At 45.3% G+C, this 21116-nt stretch carries 21 protein-coding genes and 1 other annotated feature; of the genes, 5 read left to right on the top strand and 16 right to left on the bottom strand.

Going from position 1 to position 21116, the window contains the following annotated elements; genetic code table 11:
* Nucleotides 1-131: 131 nt before the first annotated feature.
* On the bottom strand, nucleotides 132-602 hold the full coding sequence (locus MKY85_RS13400) for a DUF6376 family protein (protein WP_342572866.1): 471 nt from the start codon (nucleotides 600-602) through the stop codon (nucleotides 132-134).
* A gap of 141 nt (nucleotides 603-743) precedes the next feature.
* On the opposite strand from MKY85_RS13400, the gene MKY85_RS13395 reads away from it, so the two are divergent.
* Nucleotides 744-1712, top strand: a complete 969-nt coding sequence (locus MKY85_RS13395) for a bile acid:sodium symporter family protein (RefSeq protein ID WP_339242293.1) — start codon at nucleotides 744-746, stop codon at nucleotides 1710-1712.
* Nucleotides 1713-1833: 121 nt separating this feature from the next.
* On the opposite strand, the gene MKY85_RS13390 is transcribed toward MKY85_RS13395, so the two are convergent.
* On the bottom strand, nucleotides 1834-2685 hold the full coding sequence (locus tag MKY85_RS13390; protein WP_339242291.1) for an aldo/keto reductase: 852 nt from the start codon (nucleotides 2683-2685) through the stop codon (nucleotides 1834-1836).
* Between the two features lie 173 nt (nucleotides 2686-2858).
* Here MKY85_RS13390 and MKY85_RS13385 point away from each other — a divergent pair, with 173 nt between their 5' ends.
* Entirely contained in the window at nucleotides 2859-3353 is a 495-nt protein-coding gene (locus MKY85_RS13385) for a MerR family transcriptional regulator (RefSeq protein ID WP_339242288.1), read from the top strand.
* Between the two features lie 167 nt (nucleotides 3354-3520).
* Here MKY85_RS13385 and asd read toward each other — a convergent pair whose 3' ends face one another.
* The 6 genes from asd to MKY85_RS13355 form a co-directional block, all read right to left on the bottom strand.
* Complete coding sequence (gene asd / locus MKY85_RS13380) at nucleotides 3521-4606, bottom strand: aspartate-semialdehyde dehydrogenase (protein ID WP_074094892.1); 1086 nt, start codon at nucleotides 4604-4606, stop codon at nucleotides 3521-3523.
* A 117-nt stretch (nucleotides 4607-4723) separates the two neighbouring features.
* Nucleotides 4724-4999 (bottom strand) — a binding site (T-box leader).
* A gap of 78 nt (nucleotides 5000-5077) precedes the next feature.
* Entirely contained in the window at nucleotides 5078-5923 is an 846-nt protein-coding gene (locus MKY85_RS13375) for a class I SAM-dependent methyltransferase (RefSeq protein ID WP_342572858.1), read from the bottom strand.
* Between the two features lie 151 nt (nucleotides 5924-6074).
* Nucleotides 6075-6947: a UTP--glucose-1-phosphate uridylyltransferase GalU gene (gene galU / locus MKY85_RS13370; RefSeq protein WP_342572857.1), complete on the bottom strand. Its 873-nt coding sequence runs from the start codon at nucleotides 6945-6947 to the stop codon at nucleotides 6075-6077.
* Between the two features lie 57 nt (nucleotides 6948-7004).
* Complete coding sequence (locus MKY85_RS13365; protein WP_339242282.1) at nucleotides 7005-7397, bottom strand: GtrA family protein; 393 nt, start codon at nucleotides 7395-7397, stop codon at nucleotides 7005-7007.
* On the bottom strand, nucleotides 7390-8376 hold the full coding sequence (locus tag MKY85_RS13360; protein WP_339242280.1) for a glycosyltransferase family 2 protein: 987 nt from the start codon (nucleotides 8374-8376) through the stop codon (nucleotides 7390-7392). Before MKY85_RS13360 ends, MKY85_RS13365 begins: the two co-directional genes overlap by 8 nt.
* A gap of 51 nt (nucleotides 8377-8427) precedes the next feature.
* Nucleotides 8428-10590 (bottom strand): glycosyltransferase family 39 protein, encoded by a 2163-nt coding sequence (locus MKY85_RS13355; RefSeq protein WP_342573361.1) that lies wholly within the window; start codon nucleotides 10588-10590, stop codon nucleotides 8428-8430.
* A gap of 225 nt (nucleotides 10591-10815) precedes the next feature.
* On the opposite strand from MKY85_RS13355, the gene MKY85_RS13350 reads away from it, so the two are divergent.
* Both MKY85_RS13350 and MKY85_RS13345 read left to right on the top strand, forming a co-directional pair.
* Complete coding sequence (locus MKY85_RS13350) at nucleotides 10816-11499, top strand: response regulator transcription factor (protein ID WP_342573360.1); 684 nt, start codon at nucleotides 10816-10818, stop codon at nucleotides 11497-11499.
* Complete coding sequence (locus MKY85_RS13345) at nucleotides 11499-13016, top strand: ATP-binding protein (RefSeq protein WP_339260872.1); 1518 nt, start codon at nucleotides 11499-11501, stop codon at nucleotides 13014-13016. The genes MKY85_RS13350 and MKY85_RS13345 overlap by 1 nt, the downstream gene beginning before the upstream one ends.
* 181 nt (nucleotides 13017-13197) lie before the next feature.
* On the opposite strand, the gene MKY85_RS13340 is transcribed toward MKY85_RS13345, so the two are convergent.
* Nucleotides 13198-13668 (bottom strand): GNAT family N-acetyltransferase, encoded by a 471-nt coding sequence (locus MKY85_RS13340; RefSeq protein WP_339242277.1) that lies wholly within the window; start codon nucleotides 13666-13668, stop codon nucleotides 13198-13200.
* Between the two features lie 247 nt (nucleotides 13669-13915).
* On the bottom strand, nucleotides 13916-14626 hold the full coding sequence (locus tag MKY85_RS13335; RefSeq protein ID WP_342572854.1) for an SDR family NAD(P)-dependent oxidoreductase: 711 nt from the start codon (nucleotides 14624-14626) through the stop codon (nucleotides 13916-13918).
* 102 nt (nucleotides 14627-14728) lie between these two features.
* Between MKY85_RS13335 and MKY85_RS13330 the strand changes: the two genes are divergently transcribed.
* Nucleotides 14729-15088, top strand: coding sequence for a MerR family transcriptional regulator (locus MKY85_RS13330; protein ID WP_342572853.1), 360 nt, complete (start codon nucleotides 14729-14731; stop codon nucleotides 15086-15088).
* Between the two features lie 114 nt (nucleotides 15089-15202).
* Here MKY85_RS13330 and MKY85_RS13325 read toward each other — a convergent pair whose 3' ends face one another.
* The 6 genes from MKY85_RS13325 to MKY85_RS13300 form a co-directional block, all read right to left on the bottom strand.
* Nucleotides 15203-15784 (bottom strand): GNAT family N-acetyltransferase, encoded by a 582-nt coding sequence (locus tag MKY85_RS13325; RefSeq protein ID WP_342572852.1) that lies wholly within the window; start codon nucleotides 15782-15784, stop codon nucleotides 15203-15205.
* A 35-nt stretch (nucleotides 15785-15819) separates the two neighbouring features.
* Entirely contained in the window at nucleotides 15820-17280 is a 1461-nt protein-coding gene (locus tag MKY85_RS13320; RefSeq protein ID WP_342572851.1) for a S8 family serine peptidase, read from the bottom strand.
* 129 nt (nucleotides 17281-17409) lie between these two features.
* On the bottom strand, nucleotides 17410-17862 hold the full coding sequence (locus MKY85_RS13315; protein WP_342573358.1) for a GNAT family protein: 453 nt from the start codon (nucleotides 17860-17862) through the stop codon (nucleotides 17410-17412).
* Between the two features lie 176 nt (nucleotides 17863-18038).
* Nucleotides 18039-18338 carry a hypothetical protein gene (locus tag MKY85_RS13310; RefSeq protein ID WP_017688728.1) on the bottom strand — a complete coding sequence of 100 codons (300 nt, stop codon included), beginning with the start codon at nucleotides 18336-18338 and terminating at the stop codon, nucleotides 18039-18041.
* A gap of 112 nt (nucleotides 18339-18450) precedes the next feature.
* Entirely contained in the window at nucleotides 18451-20190 is a 1740-nt protein-coding gene (locus MKY85_RS13305; protein WP_342572849.1) for an ATP-binding cassette domain-containing protein, read from the bottom strand.
* On the bottom strand, nucleotides 20175-21032 hold the full coding sequence (locus tag MKY85_RS13300; protein ID WP_339242264.1) for an ATP-binding cassette domain-containing protein: 858 nt from the start codon (nucleotides 21030-21032) through the stop codon (nucleotides 20175-20177). Before MKY85_RS13300 ends, MKY85_RS13305 begins: the two co-directional genes overlap by 16 nt.
* Nucleotides 21033-21116: the final 84 nt, after the last annotated feature.

Genomic DNA, 21116 nt, shown 5'->3' with positions numbered 1-21116 from the left:
TTAAATATGCATGAGTCAACGGAAAATAAAAAAAGCGAAGATATCAGAAATTCTATCCCTTCGATATCTCGCCCTTACAAAAAATGAAAATTCAAACTGAGTGGTCTCTACATATTGAAAATGAATTCAACTTATTCCCCCTGAAGTCCACTAAGCGGATCTTTCAGGTTATTGATGTTGGTGATCAGTTCAGGAATGCCCGTCTTCTCCCAATTTCCCACCGTAAACCCTTGCTCTGTAATCGTATTCTCGAAATGGTCCACAACTTCCGTTAATTGCGTATTGTATCTGACCAGATTCTCATGAATGCTCTCACCGATCGCAGGAGCAGTCAGCTGAGAAAATTCGCTTGCTTCTGCTTGAATCAGATCGATTTTCTCCTGAATCTGAGTGGTTATCTCCGGATTGTTCACTGCACCTGATGCGAGCTCTTGCAGATCTGCGCCGGCGTTCGATACCTGTTCTATATAATCAGTAGCCCCACTAACATAATTTAAACTTTCATTGGCTTGCTCCACGACAGAACAGGCCGAAATCAAAAGAATACTTGATGCGATAAGGCCTGTCATCATTAATGTGTGCCTTCGTTTTCTTATAAACATGATCATCTCCCTTTCTCCTATTCTAAATCCTTGTTCCAAGTCCATGATACCTGTTTAGACTGTTTTATTGCAAATGGATCTGCAGCCAGCGTTATTAACATGTATAATAGTAAAATCACACGGTAAAGGGATGTCATGATAATGCTTCAAGCCTTGAACCAACGCTTGAACCGCATCATGCCACTGATTACCCCAATCAGCATTATTATTGGCGTGTTATGCGGGAGTTTCCTTTCTTCTTATACCTTTTTATCTCCTTGGCTCTTTGCGTTCATGACGTTCGCTGGAAGTATCAGTCTTGGGATACGGGATTTTGTCAATGTACTGAAGAAGCCATTCCCCTTGTTTGTATGTCTGTTTATTTTGCATTTGGCGATGCCTCTAATTGCTCTCGGTATGGGTCATCTGGTGTTCCCTACAGATGCGTACACCATAACGGGTCTGGTTCTGGCAGCCGTTATACCAACTGGAATAAGCAGCTTCATCTGGGTCAGCATCTATCGGGGCAATATCGCACTTACGCTTTCCATCATCCTGATTGATACGATGCTTGCACCTTTCGTCGTTCCCGGCGTATTATCTCTGTTGATTGGCACCAGTGTCACACTGGATACAGCTGCCATGATGAGCAGTCTGTTCTGGATGATTGTAGTGCCATCCCTGCTCGGTATGCTTTTGAATGAGTGGACCAAAGGCGCCATTGTCCCGGTCTGGGGACCGAGATTGAATCCATTATCCAAATTGTTTATGGCATCCGTCGTTGCAATAAATGGATCTGTTGTTGCCCCCTACTTGGCCGATTTCAACTGGAAATTGGCTGGTCTTGCGGTCATCATTATTTTCCTGGCATCTCTCGGGTATGCACTAAGTTATTTTATTGCTCGATTGTTGGGATGGAATGAGGCCGACCAGGTAGCTCTCGTGTTTAATGGAGGCATGCGTAATATCAGCGCAGGTGCAGTACTCGCTGTTTCGTATTTTCCGCCACCTGTTGCTGTCCCGGTCGTGCTCGGCATGGTATTCCAACAGATGCTTGCTTCCCTGACAGGTTATCTGCTCGGTCGTCGCTCTCAGCTTCTGCATAAGTCGGATAAGACATCTGCCGCCTAACAACATACTGGAATGTAAAAAACGCCGACATGATCGTCGGCGTTTTACATTGGATTGCTTTTATTACTAATATCGCTACGATACTACTCGGCTTCGTAAATCTAGTCATTCGTTTCTGTCTTTACAAATCCACTTTCATCTTACCTAGCATCTGGGCAACTTCAGGGTCGTCAATCTTCATGAATAGACTTTCCTTGGTATCCAGCGTGGAAATGGTTGCGATCTCTTCCGGACTCAGTACAAAATTGAAAATATCAAAGTTCTCGATAAGCCGCTCTTTGCGTACCGATTTTGGAATAATCACGATGTCTTGTTGCACAAGCCAGCGGAGTACAACCTGGGCGATAGATTTGTTATGTCTCCCAGCAATCGAAGCCAGCACTTCGTTGCTAAATAAATTGTTGCGACCTTCCGCAAACGGTGACCATGACTGGTGTTGTATGCCCTGTTCTTTCATAAAAGCAGCACTATCGACCTGCTGTTGAAACGGATGTGTTTCGATCTGATTGATGGCAGGCACAATTTCGTTATGAACAATAAGATCCATCAGACGGTCTGGCAGGAAGTTACTGACGCCTATTGCCTTGATCTTGCCCTCGCGGTACAGTTCTTCCATCGCACGCCAAGACCCGTAGTAGTCACCAAAAGGCATATGAATGAGGTACATATCCAGATAATCGAGCTGCAGCTTACTGAGCGATTTGGCAAACGCCAGCTTGGTACTTTCATATCCGGCATCCTGAATCCATAGCTTGGTCGTGATAAACAGTTCTTCCCGCGGTATGCCACTGCGCTTGATCGCGCGTCCAACTGCTTCTTCGTTCAGGTATCCGGCGGCCGTATCAATTAAGCGGTAACCTGCCTTCAATGCTTCATATACCGTGTTCTCGCATTCATCGGCATCAGGAACCTGGTAGACACCAAAGCCGATGATCGGCATTTTCACTCCATTATTTAAAGTTACAGTTTGCATATTAACGCCTCCTAAGCTTCTATTGTGAATCGCAAGTCTTCACGTATTGCTGAAATTCAGCAAAAAAAGCAGTTGTTCCACTTCCGTCCGACTTGCGTTACAATAACCCTAGCTCCTTCGTGTTACACGAAGTCAAGCGGTCTCCATTATATTTTTTACGAGGAGGATTACATATGTATACGGTTCAGGATGCTGCCCATCTTACAGGACTCACAGAGCACGCGGTACGCTTTTACACGGATAAAGGTTTGGTTCCAAGCATTCAACGCAATAAAAATAACATTCGGGTGTTTGATGAGGAATCCATCAACTGGCTGCATGGTGTCAAATGCCTCAAACAGACTGGCTTACCGATTGAGAACATTAAAACATACGTCGATCTCTGTCTTGAAGGGGATTCAACCGTTGCACAGCGATTCGCACTTATGATGGAATACAAGGAAGCAGCGCTGATTCAGCTTGAAGAAGCCAAGAGCCGGGTTGCTCATTTGGAAGAGAAAGCACGTCAATATCAAGCCATTTTGGAGCAACGCATCCCGGATATGACCAATCCTATTCATTGGGAAACCAAACGCGACGAAGAAGGCAGCTGTCCGGCTTCTCGGCTAAAGAGTCGTATTCTTCCTGAATCCGAAGCTTCGAGTCCGTGCCCGGCAGCTGCGCAGTAAATAACGCTGACAATCCTGTCGGCGTGTTTCACTTTACATATTTCATACCACTCCATGACTCCACTCCGTTTTCCGGATATAGCCCACAAAAAAAACCATCAACAAGTGATGGTTTTCATCTAATCATTCTTTGCAGAAATCTGTTGCTGTTCATGATTCTTTGATGCTTATTTCGGTTGAATGTATCCTTCGGCTTTGAGCAATTCAGCGATCAGAACCGCACCACCTGCCGCTCCGCGGAGCGTGTTGTGGGACAATCCAACGAATTTGTAATCATAGAGTGAATCTTCGCGCAGTCGGCCTGTCGATACACCCATTCCGCGTTCGATGTCACGATCCAGTTTTGTCTGTGGTCTGTTCTCTTCTTCAAAATACGTAATGAATTGTTTTGGTGCACTTGGCAGAGCCAGTTCCTGCGGACGACCTTTGAACTGCAACCAACGCTCCAGAATTTCGTCTTTGCTTGGTTTTTTCTCGAAGTTTACAAACACGGTAGCCAGATGCCCATCCGTTACCGGTACACGAATACATTGTGTGGTAATCAATGGAGCAGAAGCTTTGACGATCTGATTGTTCTCGATGCTACCCCAGATCCGGAGAGGTTCCTGTTCACTCTTCTCTTCCTCGCCACCGATGTATGGAATGACATTATCGAGCATATCCGGCCAGTCCGTAAAGTTTTTACCTGCTCCCGAGATGGCTTGATACGTGGAAGCAACGACTTGAGTCGGGTTGAACTCACGCAAGGCGTGCAATGCTGGCACATAACTCTGAATGGAGCAGTTTGGTTTTACGGCAATGAATCCGGTTTTGGTACCCAGACGTTTGCGTTGAGCTTCAATCACGTCCAGATGTCCCGGGTTAATCTCAGGGATTACCATAGGTACATCTGCTGTCCAGCGATGAGCCGAGTTGTTGGACACGACAGGTGTTCCTGTTTTGGCATAAGCCTCTTCGAGCGCTTGGATCTCATTCTTTTTCATATCAACCGCGCAGAAAATAAAATCAACCTGGCTGGCAAAAGCTTCGACCTGCGAAGCATCTTGAACCACGATTTTCTTCACCGCTTCCGGAATAGGAACTGCGAGTTTCCATCTGCCCTGTACGGATTCTTCATATGTTTTACCTGCCGAATTGGCGCTTGCAGAAATAGCTGTTACTTCAAACCATGGATGTTGATCGAGCAGGTCTACAAAACGCTGACCTACCATTCCCGTTCCACCGACGATACCAACTTTCAATTTTGCTGACATTCAATCATCATTTCCTTTCGGTGTGAGTTTCCTCTTATTAAACACTATTCAGGCAATTCCAAAGCGTGTAGTCACAGCCCCGAAAAAACCAAAAAATCCCATCCCCAAGACAATAGTCTCAGGGACGAGATTGAACTCTCGTGGTACCACCCAGATTCGCTGATATGTCACCATATCCGCCTCTTCAAGTAAAGGTTACACAACCATGTTGCTGTTGTATACCTTCCTACTCTAGCTCTGTAACAGGAGCGCCTGTCACACCATCCCTTAATGCTAAGTTCCGATGTGCTGCTCTGAGTCTTTATTCAATAAAAAGTTCTTTACTCCTTTTCAGCTGCCGGAGCTCTCTTTGAAAGAATGGTTTTTATCTACTCGTCTCTTCGTCGCATTTGATATTGCGATTATAATATCAAAATTACCGTGATGAAGTAAACATATTTTTTTGGCTAATGAAATTTATTCGTGATTTCCTTACTGTTTGTTGGCAATAATGGCATACGTCCCCAGTGGACTCCCAGGGCCCAACGCATGATGTGTTCTGAGTAATTTCAGTTCGGAAAGAAGAAGTGTTTTTACTTTGTCAGGGATCGGAAGCCGTTTTAGTTCCTCAGGCGCTTCTGTCAGTGTCATTTCAGTTTCCCAGCGACCGTCCTGCAGTTCGGAAGAATGGATCGAAATCTCTTCCTTCATCATCCAGCCTGACGCAGTGACAAGCTCCTGAATATCCTCCGGTGTAAAAAGCGTACGCACATTGGAGAAGCTGTTCTCCTTGTAACATTCAACCTGGGACTGAATGAGAACGGATAACCAATGCGAGAGCTGGCTCACATCTGTTACTCGTGCATCCCATTCGGCAAAACATAACTGATGTCCCCACGTCCTAACCTTGCTAAGAATCCGGGCGAGTTCGTCAAACGATTTCAAGTACCAGGAACAATGGGATAGTACAATCACATCAAACTCATTCTCGGCAAATTTAACCTGATCACTTAGAATGTCGAACTCATAATCCATTCGAATTCGGTCACCCAGCGGAGATCTCCGCAGCTTGGCTGCCGCTTCACCTACGGTCAACGGTGTACCATAATCCTCTGGTGCAATATCTACACCATGAACGTACCCATGCTCCCCCACCAGGTGTGCAAGCACGGCTGTTGTATCTCCCTGACCACACCCGATTTCCAGTACACGGTTACCTTTCTGTATTCCCCAAAAGTGTCCCAGTTTCATCCGATGCTCGGTCTGAATGGACTGAATGGCGGCGTTGTCCTCGACGTCCATATACTTAATAAGGTCCCTGATGATAGTCTCATTCATGATTCCTCACTCCTCCAAGAGCAACTTGAACTTCTTGCTCATTGTAGCGTTACTGGAAACATTGTACAATGCTGGATTCGATGAAAGGACCATGTACGAAGGAAAGGCTCTCTTGTTGCAGCAGATGTGGGCCTCTGCTTCATATCAATGCCTATACCCACTGGGTTGCAAGCTTTTGAAGATAGGATGTCAGCATGGGCTGTAATTCCTTGCGCATCAATCCGATCTCCAAGATCGCCTGAATATATCCGAATTGATCGCCAATATCGTAGCGACGTCCCTTCAGTTCAAGAGCTAACAACTCCTCCACCTGACTTATTTCTTTCAAGGCATCCGTTAACTGATATTCCCCTCCGGCCCCTCTCTCGATCTGATCCAGGATGGGAAAGATGGAAGGTTTCAGAATGTATCTTCCCATTACAGCTGTTCGGGATGGTGCTTCTGCAAGGGAAGGTTTTTCGACCAAATTGGTGACTCGGTGAACCCGGTCCTCTGCACCAGCCGAATCAATAATGCCATATTTGCTCACATTTGCCGCGTCTACCTGACGGACACCGATGATCTGGCTGCCTGTCTTTTCATAGAGATGAACCATCTGGGCAAGTGCAGGCGGATCAGACACCATAATGTCATCGCCGAGCAGTACTGCGAAGGCATCATCTCCTACAAACTGCCGTGCACATCCAATGGCATGCCCCAGACCCAGCGGTTCCTTTTGACGAATAAAATGAATATTGGCCATCTCGCTGATCGCTTGCACCTCTTCCAGTAAAGACTGTTTGCCCTTGGCATATAAAGAATGTTCAAGTTCAACCGATTTATCAAAATGGTCTTCTATGGATTTTTTGTTACGTCCAGTCACAATGAGGATATTCTCAATGCCTGACTGCACTGCTTCTTCAACAATGTATTGGATAGCCGGTTTATCCACGATGGGTAACATCTCTTTAGGCTGTGCCTTCGTTGCTGGCAGGAAACGGGTTCCGAGACCCGCTGCCGGAATAACTGCTTTTTTAATGCGCATTTCATCATACACTCCTTTCATTTGCTTCATATAACTAATATTTCATACTACACGCAGCTAAGCTGCTATACGAAACACCCAATATCTACTAGCCATATAGTTCAGGACCATTCCCATTAATGTCGCCAGGATCTTGCTCATCACGAGACTCCAACCCAACACATCGTGCAATGTCATCAGAATGAGGGCGGATAATGCAAGAACGATGAGATTGGTGATTAGAAAACGAATAAGTTTCGCTCTATCGTTACCCCCTCGCATCGCATCTCGAAAAGTCCACCTGCCGTTCAGCCAATAGCTGTTCGCAACACCGCAGCTGTACGAGACTCCTTGAGCAATCAGAATCGGCATACCGACCAGTGCGAGTATAGCAAACACCGCCGCATCCACTGCGGTATTCGCAACACCCACAATACCAAACTTGAAGATTGTTACCAGACGCTTAGTCATGATGAGCGACTCGGGCTGTCAATCGGGATTGCACTTGCTGACTCTCGGCCTGAACCACGTCTCTTACAATGTATAGTGGACGTGCCTTGGTCTCATCATAGATTCGGCCAACATACTCGCCCAGAATGCCCAGCATAATCAGGATGAATCCGTTAAACATCAGCATGATACTCACAATAGATGGCCACCCTTTAATCGTAGAATCCGTAAAGATGGCTGAACCAATAACCGTTAACATGTAGATGAATCCACCTACCGACAGGATCGCACCTACATATCCTGCCAGCTTGAGCGGTTTATGCGAAAATGACGTAATGCCATCCAGGCTCAGCTTCAGCATGCGTTTCAGCGGATATTTCGTTTCACCTGCCAGACGTTCATCCCGTTCATATTCAATAGCCGTCTGACGAAATCCAACCCAACTGACCAACCCGCGCACAAATCGGTTTTTCTCCGGAAGACGTTTCATTTCATCACATACTTTGCGGTCAATGAGGCGGAAGTCTCCGGTGTCTACCGGGATATCCGTATCCGTGGAGGCACGAAGTAGACGATAGAATAGACTTGCCGACCATTTCTTGAAACGAGTTTCCCCGCTTCGTCTGGTGCGACGGGCATATACGACTTCATAACCCTCTTCCCATTTGGCGATCATATCCAGTATCAGTTCGGGAGGGTCCTGCAGATCCGCATCAATAATAACCACGGCATCCCCCGCTGCATAATCCATACCTGCTGTTATCGCAATCTGATGTCCGAAGTTACGAGCAAAATCAATCAGCTTCACACTCTCGTCCCAACGGGCGTAATCACGAATCATCTGTGCACTTCCATCCACGCTGCCATCATTGACAAACAGCAGTTCATAACTCTCTCCTGTGCTGCCCATGACCTTCTTCAGACGCCGATAAGTCTCTTCGATCACCGCTTCCTCGTTATACATGGGAATAATAATGCTGTATCGGTACGCGTGAGCCATGTTCGTCCCCTCCCTTTTCCAATGGACTTCGTTCGAGATTTTCATTACAGTTTATAATTTCACTTCGTACAAGGTCGTCTGTCCGCCGAATCCAAAGCCAGCTCTGTTTCCGGTGTCTCCGTTATCCATAGATCCGCTGTCGGTGCCTGTCTTCCATTCTGACGTTGGAATCTCGGTTCCATGTTCTTTGATCCAATCGGTAATTTCCGAGTTTCCTCCACGGCCACCCATGCCACCAACCATGAAATATTTCACTTGCCCGCTCTTGACGAGTTCCTCAAGTTCCTCTGTGGTGTACACCGGGTCTGATCCGGAGAAACCGCCAAGCGTAATCACTGCTGCCTTCTCATCGATGATATAAGGCGCTGCCTGATTATAGTCCGTAGTGGCGAAGAGATACGTTTCGCCCGTATTGTGCTCTTTCAGATAATTCAATGTGGCTGTATCCACTTCTTCGTTACGGTTACCCATTCCACCTCGGCCACCCGTTGCAGGCATTTCTGTATCTCCTGCACCGTTACCCATCGGCATGCCCATTCCGGCTCGACCAAACATGCTATTGGAACCCGTAGGTCCTGCTGCCGGAATCATGCTGTTGCCACCATAAGTAATTGGGGTGAATGCCCAATAGATTGGACCAATCAGCATCACCATGAATCCCGCGATAATGAAGCCCTGTTTCCATCGATGTGTGCGATGAAGCATAACGACCAGAATGACCGTAACCAGAATGCCTGCGATTAATTCACTAACCGACCATCCTGCACCAATCGTATCGTCATACACCTGCATGATATACCAGCCGAACAGCGTCGTAAGCAGTACGGACACCGGAAGCAACCAGGCCTGCCATCCGGTGCGATCACGATATAATTTCCACATCGCTACAAATCCTGCGCCAGTCAGCGCAGCAAGTGGAGGTGCAAGCATAATCAGATAATATTGATGGAAGAACCCTGCCACACTGAAAAAGGCAGCAACCGGAAGCAGCCAGGCCAACCAGAACAAGGCCTCCTTGTGCTTGTTGGTTATATTTCTCCGTCTTAACCCTGCAAATATGGCAATGCACCCAAGCAGCACAACTGGCATAAGCCAGCTAGCTTGACCTGACAGTTCAGTCTGGAACAGACGCAAAGGACCTTTCTCCCCCGTTCCAAACATTCCTCCCATGCCTCCGCCACCATTACCGCCAAAATTTCTTCCGTTTGGCATTTCCATATCATTTGGCATCTGTCCGTTCGGGAAATTGCCATTCAGCCCATTCATGCCGCCCATGGTGTTTGTGCCAGAAGCATTTGGATTATCGGTATCCGGTGCATTGACATCTCTACCCGCGCCAGGAACACCACTATCCGTCTGATTAGGCGCAGAGGTCGAATCCCCACGACTGCCACGATTATTTCCCTGTCCGATCCCATTTGGCATACCAGCGTTACCTGAAGTATTCTGCTGACCCGTTAGACGAGCCAGGCCGTTGTATCCAAATGCCAGTTCCATGACCGAGTTCGTTTCACTGCTCCCGATATAAGGACGCTCGTCTTCGGGTATGGAATCCACAGTGACGGCCCAGGATAAGGAAACGACCGCCAGAACCGCTGTACTGCCGATCATCAGGATGATCTTCCTTCTCCATTTCGCCTGAAATGCGAGCAAATAGAACAAATAAAAAGCCGGGAGAATCATGTAGGCTTGAAGCATTTTCATATTAAAGGCTAAGCCGATTAACCCAAAGGCAACCAGTATGCGCCAAGCACTGTTTTGTTTGCTGCCTTTGAACAAAAACCATGAACCCAGCAGTAGTGTAAACACCAGCATGCTGTCAATATTGTTGGTCCGGCTGACTGCCGCCACGACAGGCACAGTCGCCATTGCAAGCGCCGAGATCCGTGCTGCTGCAAGACCGTATGTAGGTTTCACCATGAAATAGATCAGGAGCACCGAACCGATTCCCGCTAATACCTGTGGCAAAATAACACTCCATCCGTGCAATCCGAAGACATAGGCAAAAGCCGTCTGAATCCAGAAGACCACAGGTGGTTTATCTACAGTGACGGAGCCTGCAGAGTCTAGTGAAGCATAGAAAAAGTTATGGAAGTTGCTGAGCATACTACCAACGGCAGTCGTATAGTAGGAATTGGCATATTGATCGTTCCAGATACCGTATCCATTCAAAAACGCCGCCAGTAATACAATTGGCAGAAGGACAAAATCCATCCTTCTTTTGGTGTTATTCAATGTTAATCACTCCTTCAAAGTTCTTCATGTCTACTATTCTGACATGTCAAAATAAAACTGGGATGAGTGTCCGCTGAATGTTGTCTGAGGATAATTCATAATCCTTTCAGCTAAATTTCAGTTTGGCAAGCGATAATACAACATATAGTCCCTCTCACTTGAGGGAGAATTAAGATGGAAGCAAGCAAGGAGGAACCCCGCATTATGAAGCTTAGCAGCGGAATTAAAATACTATTGGCTGATGATGAACCACATATTTTGCAATTTCTGGAGCTTGGATTAAGCAATGAAGGCTTCGATGTGCGTACGGCACCGGATGGAGCGGCTGCGCTTGAGTTGGCACTTGAATTCAGGCCACATATGGCTATTCTGGATGTCATGATGCCAGAGATGGATGGATTCGAAGTGGTCGAGCGTCTTCGTAAGACCGGAGCTCAGATTGGTGTTATTATGCTGACAGCGAAGGACGAAGTCGAGAATCGGGTTAAGGGCCTTTGGCTGGGGGCTGATGATTATATGATTAAACCCTTTGCCTTCGACGAGCTGCTCGCTCGAATTCAGGCCAGACTGCGCAATCAATTTCCTTTATTAATAGGAGCCGTCACCCACGGCCCATTCCGAATTGATGATCAGCGCAAAGAAATCACCTATCAGAATCAGGTCCTGGAGCTATCTCCTACCGAATACGAACTGTTAAAATTTATTGTGCTTAATCATGGGATCGTACTTAGCAAAGCAACCATTTTGAGCCGGGTATGGGGGTATGATTTTGGCGGAGAAGAAAATATTGTGGAGGTATATGTTCGCTCCTTGCGTGACAAACTCGGGGACAAAGAGCATAAACTCATACGCACGCTTCGGGGTGTCGGGTATAGGGTGGACCTCTAATGAACTCACTGCCTAAGAAAAATAAACTTCGTTTAAGACGTCTTCACCAATGGATCTGGCCCCGTTCACTGCGTTCTCAATTGCTCTCACGTTCTCTGTTCGTGCTTGCTGGGTTGCTATTGTTAATCGGTATCCTGCAATTCTGGATCATGGAAAGTTTTCTGTATCGAAATCAGGCAAAAACCATGCAAGAACAGCTCATGTCCATGCCCCCGGTTTGGCTTGGAATCCAGTCACGTAGTGGCTCTTCCAACAATCCTTTTGGAGGACAGGCAGGTAACGGATCTGGCAATCGGGTGCTATTTATTCCGGACCGGTCACTGGCGTTGTTTGATAATCAAGGTACATTTGAGGATGTTTTTGGGGAAGACGGTCTGAAAGCTCCTCATCTATCAAGCGTTGAATATCAAGACATTACAGCGGAGTTGAAAGAACAAAAACATATTCCCTACCGGATCGTAACGGATAGTCAAGGGAATGAGCAATTGATTGTATTCGCCTCACCAGGTCCACGCAATCGGGGCTTACCCATGGTCCAGATGGGCACAGCTACAAAGCCACTGAAAGACTTGATTATTAAACAGCTTCTGATCTTTCTGATGTTATCACTGTTGGCCATGGTAGCCGGTCTTATTCTATACACTAAGGTATTACGCCGGACATTGATTCCCCTGTCCAACATGGTTAATAAAGTTCAGCAGATCGATGCAGGCAGCCTTGCAGAACGCCTTCCCGTCGTTCAGGGACAAGAGGAAGTGGATCAGCTCGCCGTTTCATTTAATGGGATGCTTGAAAGGTTGGAGAACTCGTTTGAAGCGGAGCGGGAATCGAAAGAGCAGATGCAGCGTTTCTTGTCCGATGCTTCCCATGAGCTTCGTACCCCGCTTACCTCCATTCACGGCTTCATTGAAGTTCTACAGCGGGGAGCAGCGACCAATCAGGATCAATTGTATAAAGCACTGGACAGCATGCACGGCGAATCGGTACGAATTAACAAGCTCGTTGAAGATTTACTGCTCCTGACCAAGTTGGACCAGGCTCCGAAGCAGGAGCGTGAGGTCATTCAGTTGGACAGTCTGTTGCTCGAAATGCAACCCCAACTTGCGATGATGGCTCAGCTGAGGTCCATTCATCTGGACTTGACGGCTGCGGTCCATATACTGGCTGACCCTTATAAGCTGAAGCAGGTTGTGCTGAATCTGTTCCATAATGCGGTGCAGCACACCGATCCAGAGCATGGAGCCATCTCCATTACGTTGTATGCCACGCACCATAAGGCTGAATTGTCAGTAAAGGATAACGGTACAGGTATTGAACCTGCACATCTACCCCATATCTTTGAGCGATTTTACCGCACAAGCAGTTCTCGTTCGCGCAAACAAGGTGGTGCAGGTCTCGGTCTAGCCATTACCCGCTCAATTGTGGAGTCGTATGGTGGGAAAATTACAGTACGAAGTCAGGTAGGCGTGGGAACTGAATTTATGATTTTGATGCCGCTATATAAGACTGATGTCTGAATTGAGGTAGACTCCGGCTTTTCATTGCCATGAAGAATCCCCCATCATTTCAATTAAGAAACGAATGGGGGATTCTTTTTTGTATCTGTTTAATAGAGTGAAGAGTAGTAGTCCAATTGGTTTGAGGCTTCCGGGCTTACAAGCTTAGGAATCTGAAGCCTCTTATTCAAGGATTTACGGCCTATAAATGCTTCTCATAAAATACCATTGTCATTTTGTCGTTAATTGCTTTTGTTGCACCTGTTTTTTTATAGCCTATCTTTTCATACAAATAACAGTTTCCCTTCTCTTGCAAGATGGTACCTAGTTTCCATGATTTTGCATCATCATATATCTGCTCAACTATTGTAAAGACTTTTTGAGCAATTCCTTTTCCTTGATGTTCTGGCAGTATAAAAATTGGGCTAACACTGTAGACTTGATTTTCTTTTTTCACGACTCTTATTCCACCAACAGCAATTTCAAGATGACGAATTATGAAATAATCTGTAAAAGATTGATTGATTTGAGTAATAACTCTTTCTACGGTTTCATTAGCAGGGCTTGTTTCAAAATCCTGATATTTTTCCAACAAAGGCATAAATGATTTAACTTTCATCTCATGAATAGTCACTGCATCTGTTAAACATGCTTTATCTAATGAAACCCCCATTAAATATATACCTCCGATTGATACACTTGTTAGAAATATGATTTTTCAGTACATGCTCTCTTAAACTGGTACAAGAAAGATGTTCGTCTACGTTTATGTTTGTTTCATATACAACTAATAAATTAGAACTAACAAACACATTTTTCTTATTCGACGTTATATTCTCATATTCCTTGCTATCCAAGAGACAAAATCAGTCAGAATGAACTCAAAATTTTTTAGCCCCTCATACCCATTATCTTATGGATTACCAAGGGTATACGCCATTCTCATCAAGGAACTCCCCATTATGGCGTTTACCATCTGTCGCATAACGCACGATAATCGCAGCGCCGGCTTCTTTTGATTTACCGCCTTCGGCATTGCCGTTAAGATCTGTTGAAGTGAATCCGGGCGTGACTGCAAAGACTTGAGCCTTGCTGTTTTTGACTTCATAGGCCATGGAAAGAGTCATGGCACTGTTGGCCGTTTTGGATGAGTTATAGTCGAAGGCATTTAAAGTGAATTCCGCATTTTGCATATGGTCCAGAGATGCCATGTCGGTCGAAACATTAATGATTGTGCCTTCATTATCTTTAATTAACGGGAACAAACGCTGATTCAAACGGAACGTGCCGAAAAAGTTCACTTCGAAGGCGTTCCGCAGGTCTTCCTCTTTCGTATCCGTGAAGGAATGAGAGAATGCACCAGGCATACCTGCATTATTGATCAGAAGGTTTATTGAGGGATACTTCTTATAGATCGTATCAGCTGCCAGTTCGATACTCTTCATGTCAATCATGTCGATCTGCACAAATTCTACATCCAATCCCCTGGAAGTTAACTCCGAAACAGCTGCTTCCCCCCGTTCGACACTCCTTGCGCCAAGGATAACTTTCCAACCAGCTTCACCCAACTGTTTTACAATTTCATATCCAATTCCTTTATTTGCTCCGGTTACAAAAACAGTTTTTTTCATGTGAATCCTTCTTTCCGTCATTAGATTTTTATTTAACAAGGTATAAGTTACTATGCTACACTTAGTGCAGGTCAAATTTTTTTTATAAAAAGGTGGATTCACATGTTAACGATTGGAGAAGTAGCCAAAAAAGTTGATATCTCGATAGGAGCGATCCGCTTTTATGAAAGAAAGGGACTGCTGAAACCTGCTGCACGAAATCAGCAGAATAACCGCCTTTATTTGGAGGATGATCTGAACTGGCTGGTTTTTATCAAATGCCTTCGTGAAACGGGGATGAGTGTGGAAGACATCAAAAAGTATTATGATCAGGTCAATGAAGGAACCTCCACGTTGAAAGAAAGAACCAGGCTAATTGAGGATCAAAAGCAAAAGTTGCTGAATGATATCGAGGAAAAAAAAGCGCAGCTTGTTCATTTGGATCACAAACTGGAACGCTATTATCGCGGAGAAAATTTTTAAAATAAGCCTTGTCCTATAAATTAAATGAAAGAAAAAGATCAGGCAGCCAGCAATAACTGTCTAGCCTGATCCGAAATGTTATTTTATAACGATTCTACATGGGACTATGTTCTATCAAAAATGACCTTCATGCTTACACAGTTGATAATGGTGATAAGGTTCATTCTCGATCTCGATCAAATTTAACCGTTCAAAATTACATTTCTGTATCACCTTATTGGATGCTTGATTGGTAATCAAAGCGATGGCATTTAATATTTCAACGTTGGTATGTTCAAACAAATACTGTGTCATCCCTTTTACTGCCTGCGTTGTATAGCCACGATTCCTGAAGTGTTTCGAAATACCGTACATAATCTCCCGATTGGGTGCTGGCAGTTCGTCCTTGGTCCCTGAGCAGCACCATCCTATGAACTCATCATTCTCTTTCAGTACGATAGCCATACGTAAATATAACTCTCCGATATTGCCTCCCGCCATCACTGCTTGTTTAAAACGCTGATTCTCAGGAATTTCATATTCGGTGAGCCACAGGGTTCTCTCTTCCATTGTAGCGTTCCATCCCGGTAACAATTCATACACCTCAGGTTGCCACGTAATTTCTTGCAGTTTCTCTAAGTCCTCAAGTCGATACTCGCGCAAATAAATATCCTTGCAATCAATGATTAATTCATCACTTGAAATGGTTTGTTTCATAAGGTTCCCTCCACATACTGATTTACGTTACTTCATTATAGAAATAGAGTCGTGAACCATTGCCTTAAAGGCAATGCCTTGATATGTATAGCGTCAGGATCTTGGGTTTTTTCCAGTTGGGGAAAACACTCTGGATATTGAGCCAAATATTCGCTAACACACCATCGAACCGACCAGTTAATATCTGTTGACCAATTTATCCATTTATGTATTTCCTCCTTTGGAGCATTTTGCAATAATCCATGCATATACCATCCACGCACTCCCCCTTCTGTTTCATGCATTAAGGACAACCAATACAACTTTCGCTCTAATTCGTTAATCGGTTCACCAAGGGTCGCTACTGCAATTTTACGAACAATAGCGGATGAATTCTTAGTGAAGCTCCACAACTCTTCTCGTGATAATCCTCCCCTCTCCACTAAAACTGTTAAAGAGAGCGCTCTTTCGATATCATCCATTGAATGAATTGTGTTATAGGGATTTTGATTTTTTATACTTACCATGGGTAGCGTTTTTGTTATGTACCTTGGCTTATCTGCCCTGTCCATATAACGAATTGTATTCTCAACGTTAATTCGAGGAGCCAGGTTATCATCACCCTCCAGTGGTTCTCCATGCTCGACTAATAAGTGTCTTAGCATCTCAGAACTTAAAGTCGGAAATCGGGAGAATAGATGAGCCGCAACACCAGCAACAAGGGCAGCCGCTCCAGATGTGCCCCCATAAAAAGATACACGCCGAGTAGATTCTTCAATTTCACAAAAGGGGATCGTAAGGTCTAGTCTGGGTGCTAATATATCTGGTCTAAAATGACCATCTCCATTTCTGCCATAAGGTTCATCAGGGAAAGGAACGTGTAATGAACGATCAGCCTTTCCACGATCCACGTAGCCCCCTACTGCTAAATACTGTATTGGAGGCATGATGTTATTTAAACGTGTATTCCCATTCGAACAAATAACCAAAATGCCCTGTTGCACAGCTGTCGCCAATGCTTTAACCGTTGAGTTTTCACTCGTATTTTTAAGATAAACTTCATTATCTAATGCCTGCCAACCAGTGCTTAAAATAATTTTTATATTCCATTCGAGCCCATGTTCAAGAATCCATTCCATTCCTTTTTTCAGACGTTCTCCTTCTCCAGTTGTAAATGCCCGATCTAAAACGATAAATGTTGCTGCTGGTGCAATCCCGACATGAATCTGTCCCTCTAATAGAATCGGTTCATGAGCCAAAGCTAATACACTCATAAGGCCATGCTCGCCTTTCCGATTATCCTCCTCCCTGTTCATAGATGAAATGTCTCGCATAGTGACAGTCATATTTTCATGTACGGTAACACATTTAATTCGTGTATTTAAGTGATGTACGAGATGATGCGGTTTAATTGAATCGATAATTACAATCCCCACACCCAGACCAGAAGTATGAAAATCAGGCTGTTCAGCAAAACCTAACCTTTTCCATGTCGGATCGGGTATTGCTCTATCCACACGATCACCTCAGATTTTGATATCATTAGAATATACTCTCACCTTTAGCGTAATGTACATACCATTTATTCAATGATCATTGGCAGACTTTAAGCACCTAGTGATCTTATATATGCTGGAATCAAACAATCAAACAAGCCCCTCTTTTTCCACAAACTCGTCTTTGGTTAATCCAAAGAGAATTAGATCTTGGTATTTTCCATCCGTATAGATCACCTGGCGACGCACACCTTCCTGAATACATCCAAGTTTTCTCATCATGGCTGCAGAAGGTTCATTTCCTTCGAGTACAGAGTCATTGAATTTGTTGAGCCTACGCTCGAAGAAGGCATACTTCAGCAAAATGCGAACAGCTCTGGTTCCGTATCCTTTTCCTCGATGATCCCTGTCAATTTGAATGCCAATGCTAAAGGTACCGTTTCTCTCATCAATGCTGTTCAGGTTTACACCTACGACATTCTCACCATCCATATTTACAATGGTAAACATGATCCGTCCTTTGGTTAAAGAAAAATCAGAGAAGTTTTCCGTGAAATTCTTAGCCTCACCATGAGTTGGAGGTAATTCTACTGCACACTCCAATAACCGCCCATTCCGAATCCTCCGCCTATTCAACCAAATTTTTACTCCGAGCTACAAATATAATAACCCATAATGTGGAATTGGAGGAGATTTGTTTTTATTGAGGACAAACGAAATAGCCCCCGAACAAGATAAAACCTGTCGGAGGCTGCGCTCTATTTTATATCCATATCACATTACGATTCTTCCGTGTATTGAGGTTTGGACACATTATCCGGAACCGTTTCGTCAAAAACATCCTGACCCGGATAATCCCGTACTTCTCCCTCGTGAAGCTCATGATTCTCATAATCAAAACGATGTGCAGACCTCTGATCCACCCGCCACGGAGAACTTTTCCCGAGAGACTCGGATAACAGAGATGAACCGTAAGGACCCTCCGGGAATTCTTCGAGTGTGATATCGTTTCGCTGCGACTCCACCGTAGACACATCGGTATATTCTTGTCGTTCTTCACGCAAAAACTTATCTTTCATCGTTTATCCCTCCTGATCCACTTCCAGATGATTCACGCACACTTATTGTGAGCAAGGTCGACCGTACTTATGCATGAACTTTGGAAAACACTGCGTTTATAATTCTAATTCATCACAATTGGCCAATCCATACTAATAGTACAAAACCAATGAGGCCTGCCATGCTAATCCAGGTATCACGCTTGGACCACACCAATAACGAAGAGCGCGTTCCAAGCATTGAGTGCTCTCTAATTTTACGCATTTCCATCGCAATAGTCATATCCTCTGCACGTTGGAACAGTGCCATTAACAAGGGAATTACCATCGGACCCAAATCACGAATCCGTACGGTATTTGGTCTTAAAGCGACCTTTCCACGTGCCCGTACAATCAGTGAGAATCGCTGCCATTCACTCCAGATCATCGGGATAAATCGAAAGATTAACGATACAGCCAGAGCAAACGAAGCTACGGGCAGTCTGATCTTTTTACCGATACCGAGTACCCAATTCAGTCCTTCTACCATTCGCCCATATGGTGTCGTCAGTGAAAACCATAAACTTGCCAACGTGACGATAAACAAACGATACACATTCAGCAAAGTGCCCTCTGCCTGCATCAGGGAAAAGCCAAAGTGCAGACCTCCTCCCTCTGTTGAAAGGGTTGTCCCCGATAGCGCTGTCGATATGATGAAAAAGAATAACAGTGGCTTCATTAACTTCATACATCCAGCCAAAGTCTGACGCGGGAGCCCGGCAAGTGCTGTCACTACCGGCACCAGTGTTAATGTCAATCCCAGCCATCGATGTTGAAGCATCGCGGCGGTGACCAGCAAAATATATAAAATCCATTTCAAACGCGGGTCCATAACACCATATAAACCGCCTGAAGGAGTCCATGTGTTCGGAAGAAGCTTCGGATCGTGCACTTCCATGTTCTCCATTGTCTCTCTCTCTGCCAGGTTAATCGCTGGTCCGGATGCCACTTTCCCTTCGTTCTGAACGCCCACCTCAACGAACGTAGACTGAATAATAGTTTCAGCCATCTCTTCTGGCGTCATCGCGATAGAAGGCAGATCAAGACCCGCAGCCCTCATCTGCTGTGCTAGTCGCATCGAAGGTGGCAGTCCGATCCCTGTCTGCTCCAGCAATTCAGGCCTATCGTGAAGTTCTCGCGGCGTAAGATCGGCGATTAGGCGGCCTTCCTGCAATAAAAATACCCGATCCGCACAAGGCAAGAATGTATCCAAATCATGTGTTGCTACCACGCCCCCACCACCTGCCTGACGATGTTGCTCCAATGCATCCAGCAAAAGCACGACACTTTGCGCTTCCAAACCAGCGCTCGGCTCATCCAGCAGAAGCCAATGTGGGTTGGTCACCATTCCGAGAGCAAGACCTAGTCTGCGCTTCTCTCCCCCACTTAGGGCAAATGGCGACCTGTCCAGATGAAAACGTCGTTCCAACTCCGGGGATACCGGCGGATCCCACTGATTCAGAGCTTTTGTGATCTGCTCTTGTTGTTGTTTCTCTGAATATCGATAGGAACGCAGAGAATATGCGAATTCACGCTGAATACTTCTGGCAAACAGTTGTTGTTCCGGAAATTGAAACAATAGTCCCATTTGCAATAAAATGGACTTCGGCACTTTTCCTTCTTTCCAGAAAGGTGTACCATCCAATGTGATACTGCCTGCATCGGGAGGTCTCAGACCAGCCAACGTCTGTAGTAAAGTCGTTTTTCCTGAACCCGTACAGCCCAACAGCAACGTGATTTCCCCACTGTTCAACTGAATGTTTATATCTTCAAGCAGTGCACGCTTGCTCGATTCCGATGCTTCTATACGTATATTGGTTAATTCGATCTCCAACGTGCGACCTCCTTAGCCAATTGTTCGGGCCTCAGTGGCATGGCTTCTGGCCTGATGCCTTTTTTGTGCTTGAGCAATAACGCAGTCTTCACAGTGAACGGAGGATCCAACCCTAATCTTTCACAGGGAGATAGCTGCTCTTTATTCAAAATAGCCTTCTCAGTCATCTCTTTTTCATAGAAAAAGGACTCGGGCTTTCCGTCGTACACACAACGCCCTCGGTCCATAGCAATAATCCGATCACACAAGGTCGCTTCTTCCAGATGATGCGTAATCCAGATTACCGTTGTCCCCCGCTGGGTGATCTTCTGAGCTATGGTCTCAATACGGTCTCTTGCTCCGGGATCAAGCATGGCTGTTGGTTCATCCAGAATCAATACATCGGGTCTGGACACGAGCGCTACAGCAATGTTGAGCAGTTGTTTCTGTCCACCCGATAACTGTGAGATGGCCATATCCGGTGCATATTGAAGTCCTACGGTATGTAATACGTCCTGCCTGAGCTCCAATTGTTCTTCTACAGTAATCATTAATGGAGACAATGCATAATGGAATTCCTCTTCAATCGTGTCCCCCAACACCTGGGTATCCGGTTGCTGCAATACACCTCGGACGGTTAGTGCCTCCGGGATAATCCGTACCCCTCCCGATAATGGAATGAATCCAATGAGTAGCCCGGCGAGCGTACTTTTCCCACTGCCATTCGCCCCTACAATACTAATCCATTCTCCTTGATGCAGCGTAAGCGAGATACCGTCCAGCGCTTTCCTTACTTGACCATCCTCGGAAGCATAATGCACTCGGATATCTTCTAATGTAATTATGGGCAGGTTGCCTTGCATCGTAAATTAGTCCTTTCCCTTTCTATTTTTATGTGGTACGATCCTAATCGTCAACCACATTTATATAATTGGTTAACAATCATA

The organism is Paenibacillus sp. FSL R5-0749, assembly GCF_038595085.1.
Lineage (GTDB): Bacteria > Bacillota > Bacilli > Paenibacillales > Paenibacillaceae > Paenibacillus.
The sequence above is the reverse complement of the archived record's forward strand: the minus strand, read 5'-3'. Positions and strand labels throughout refer to the sequence as shown.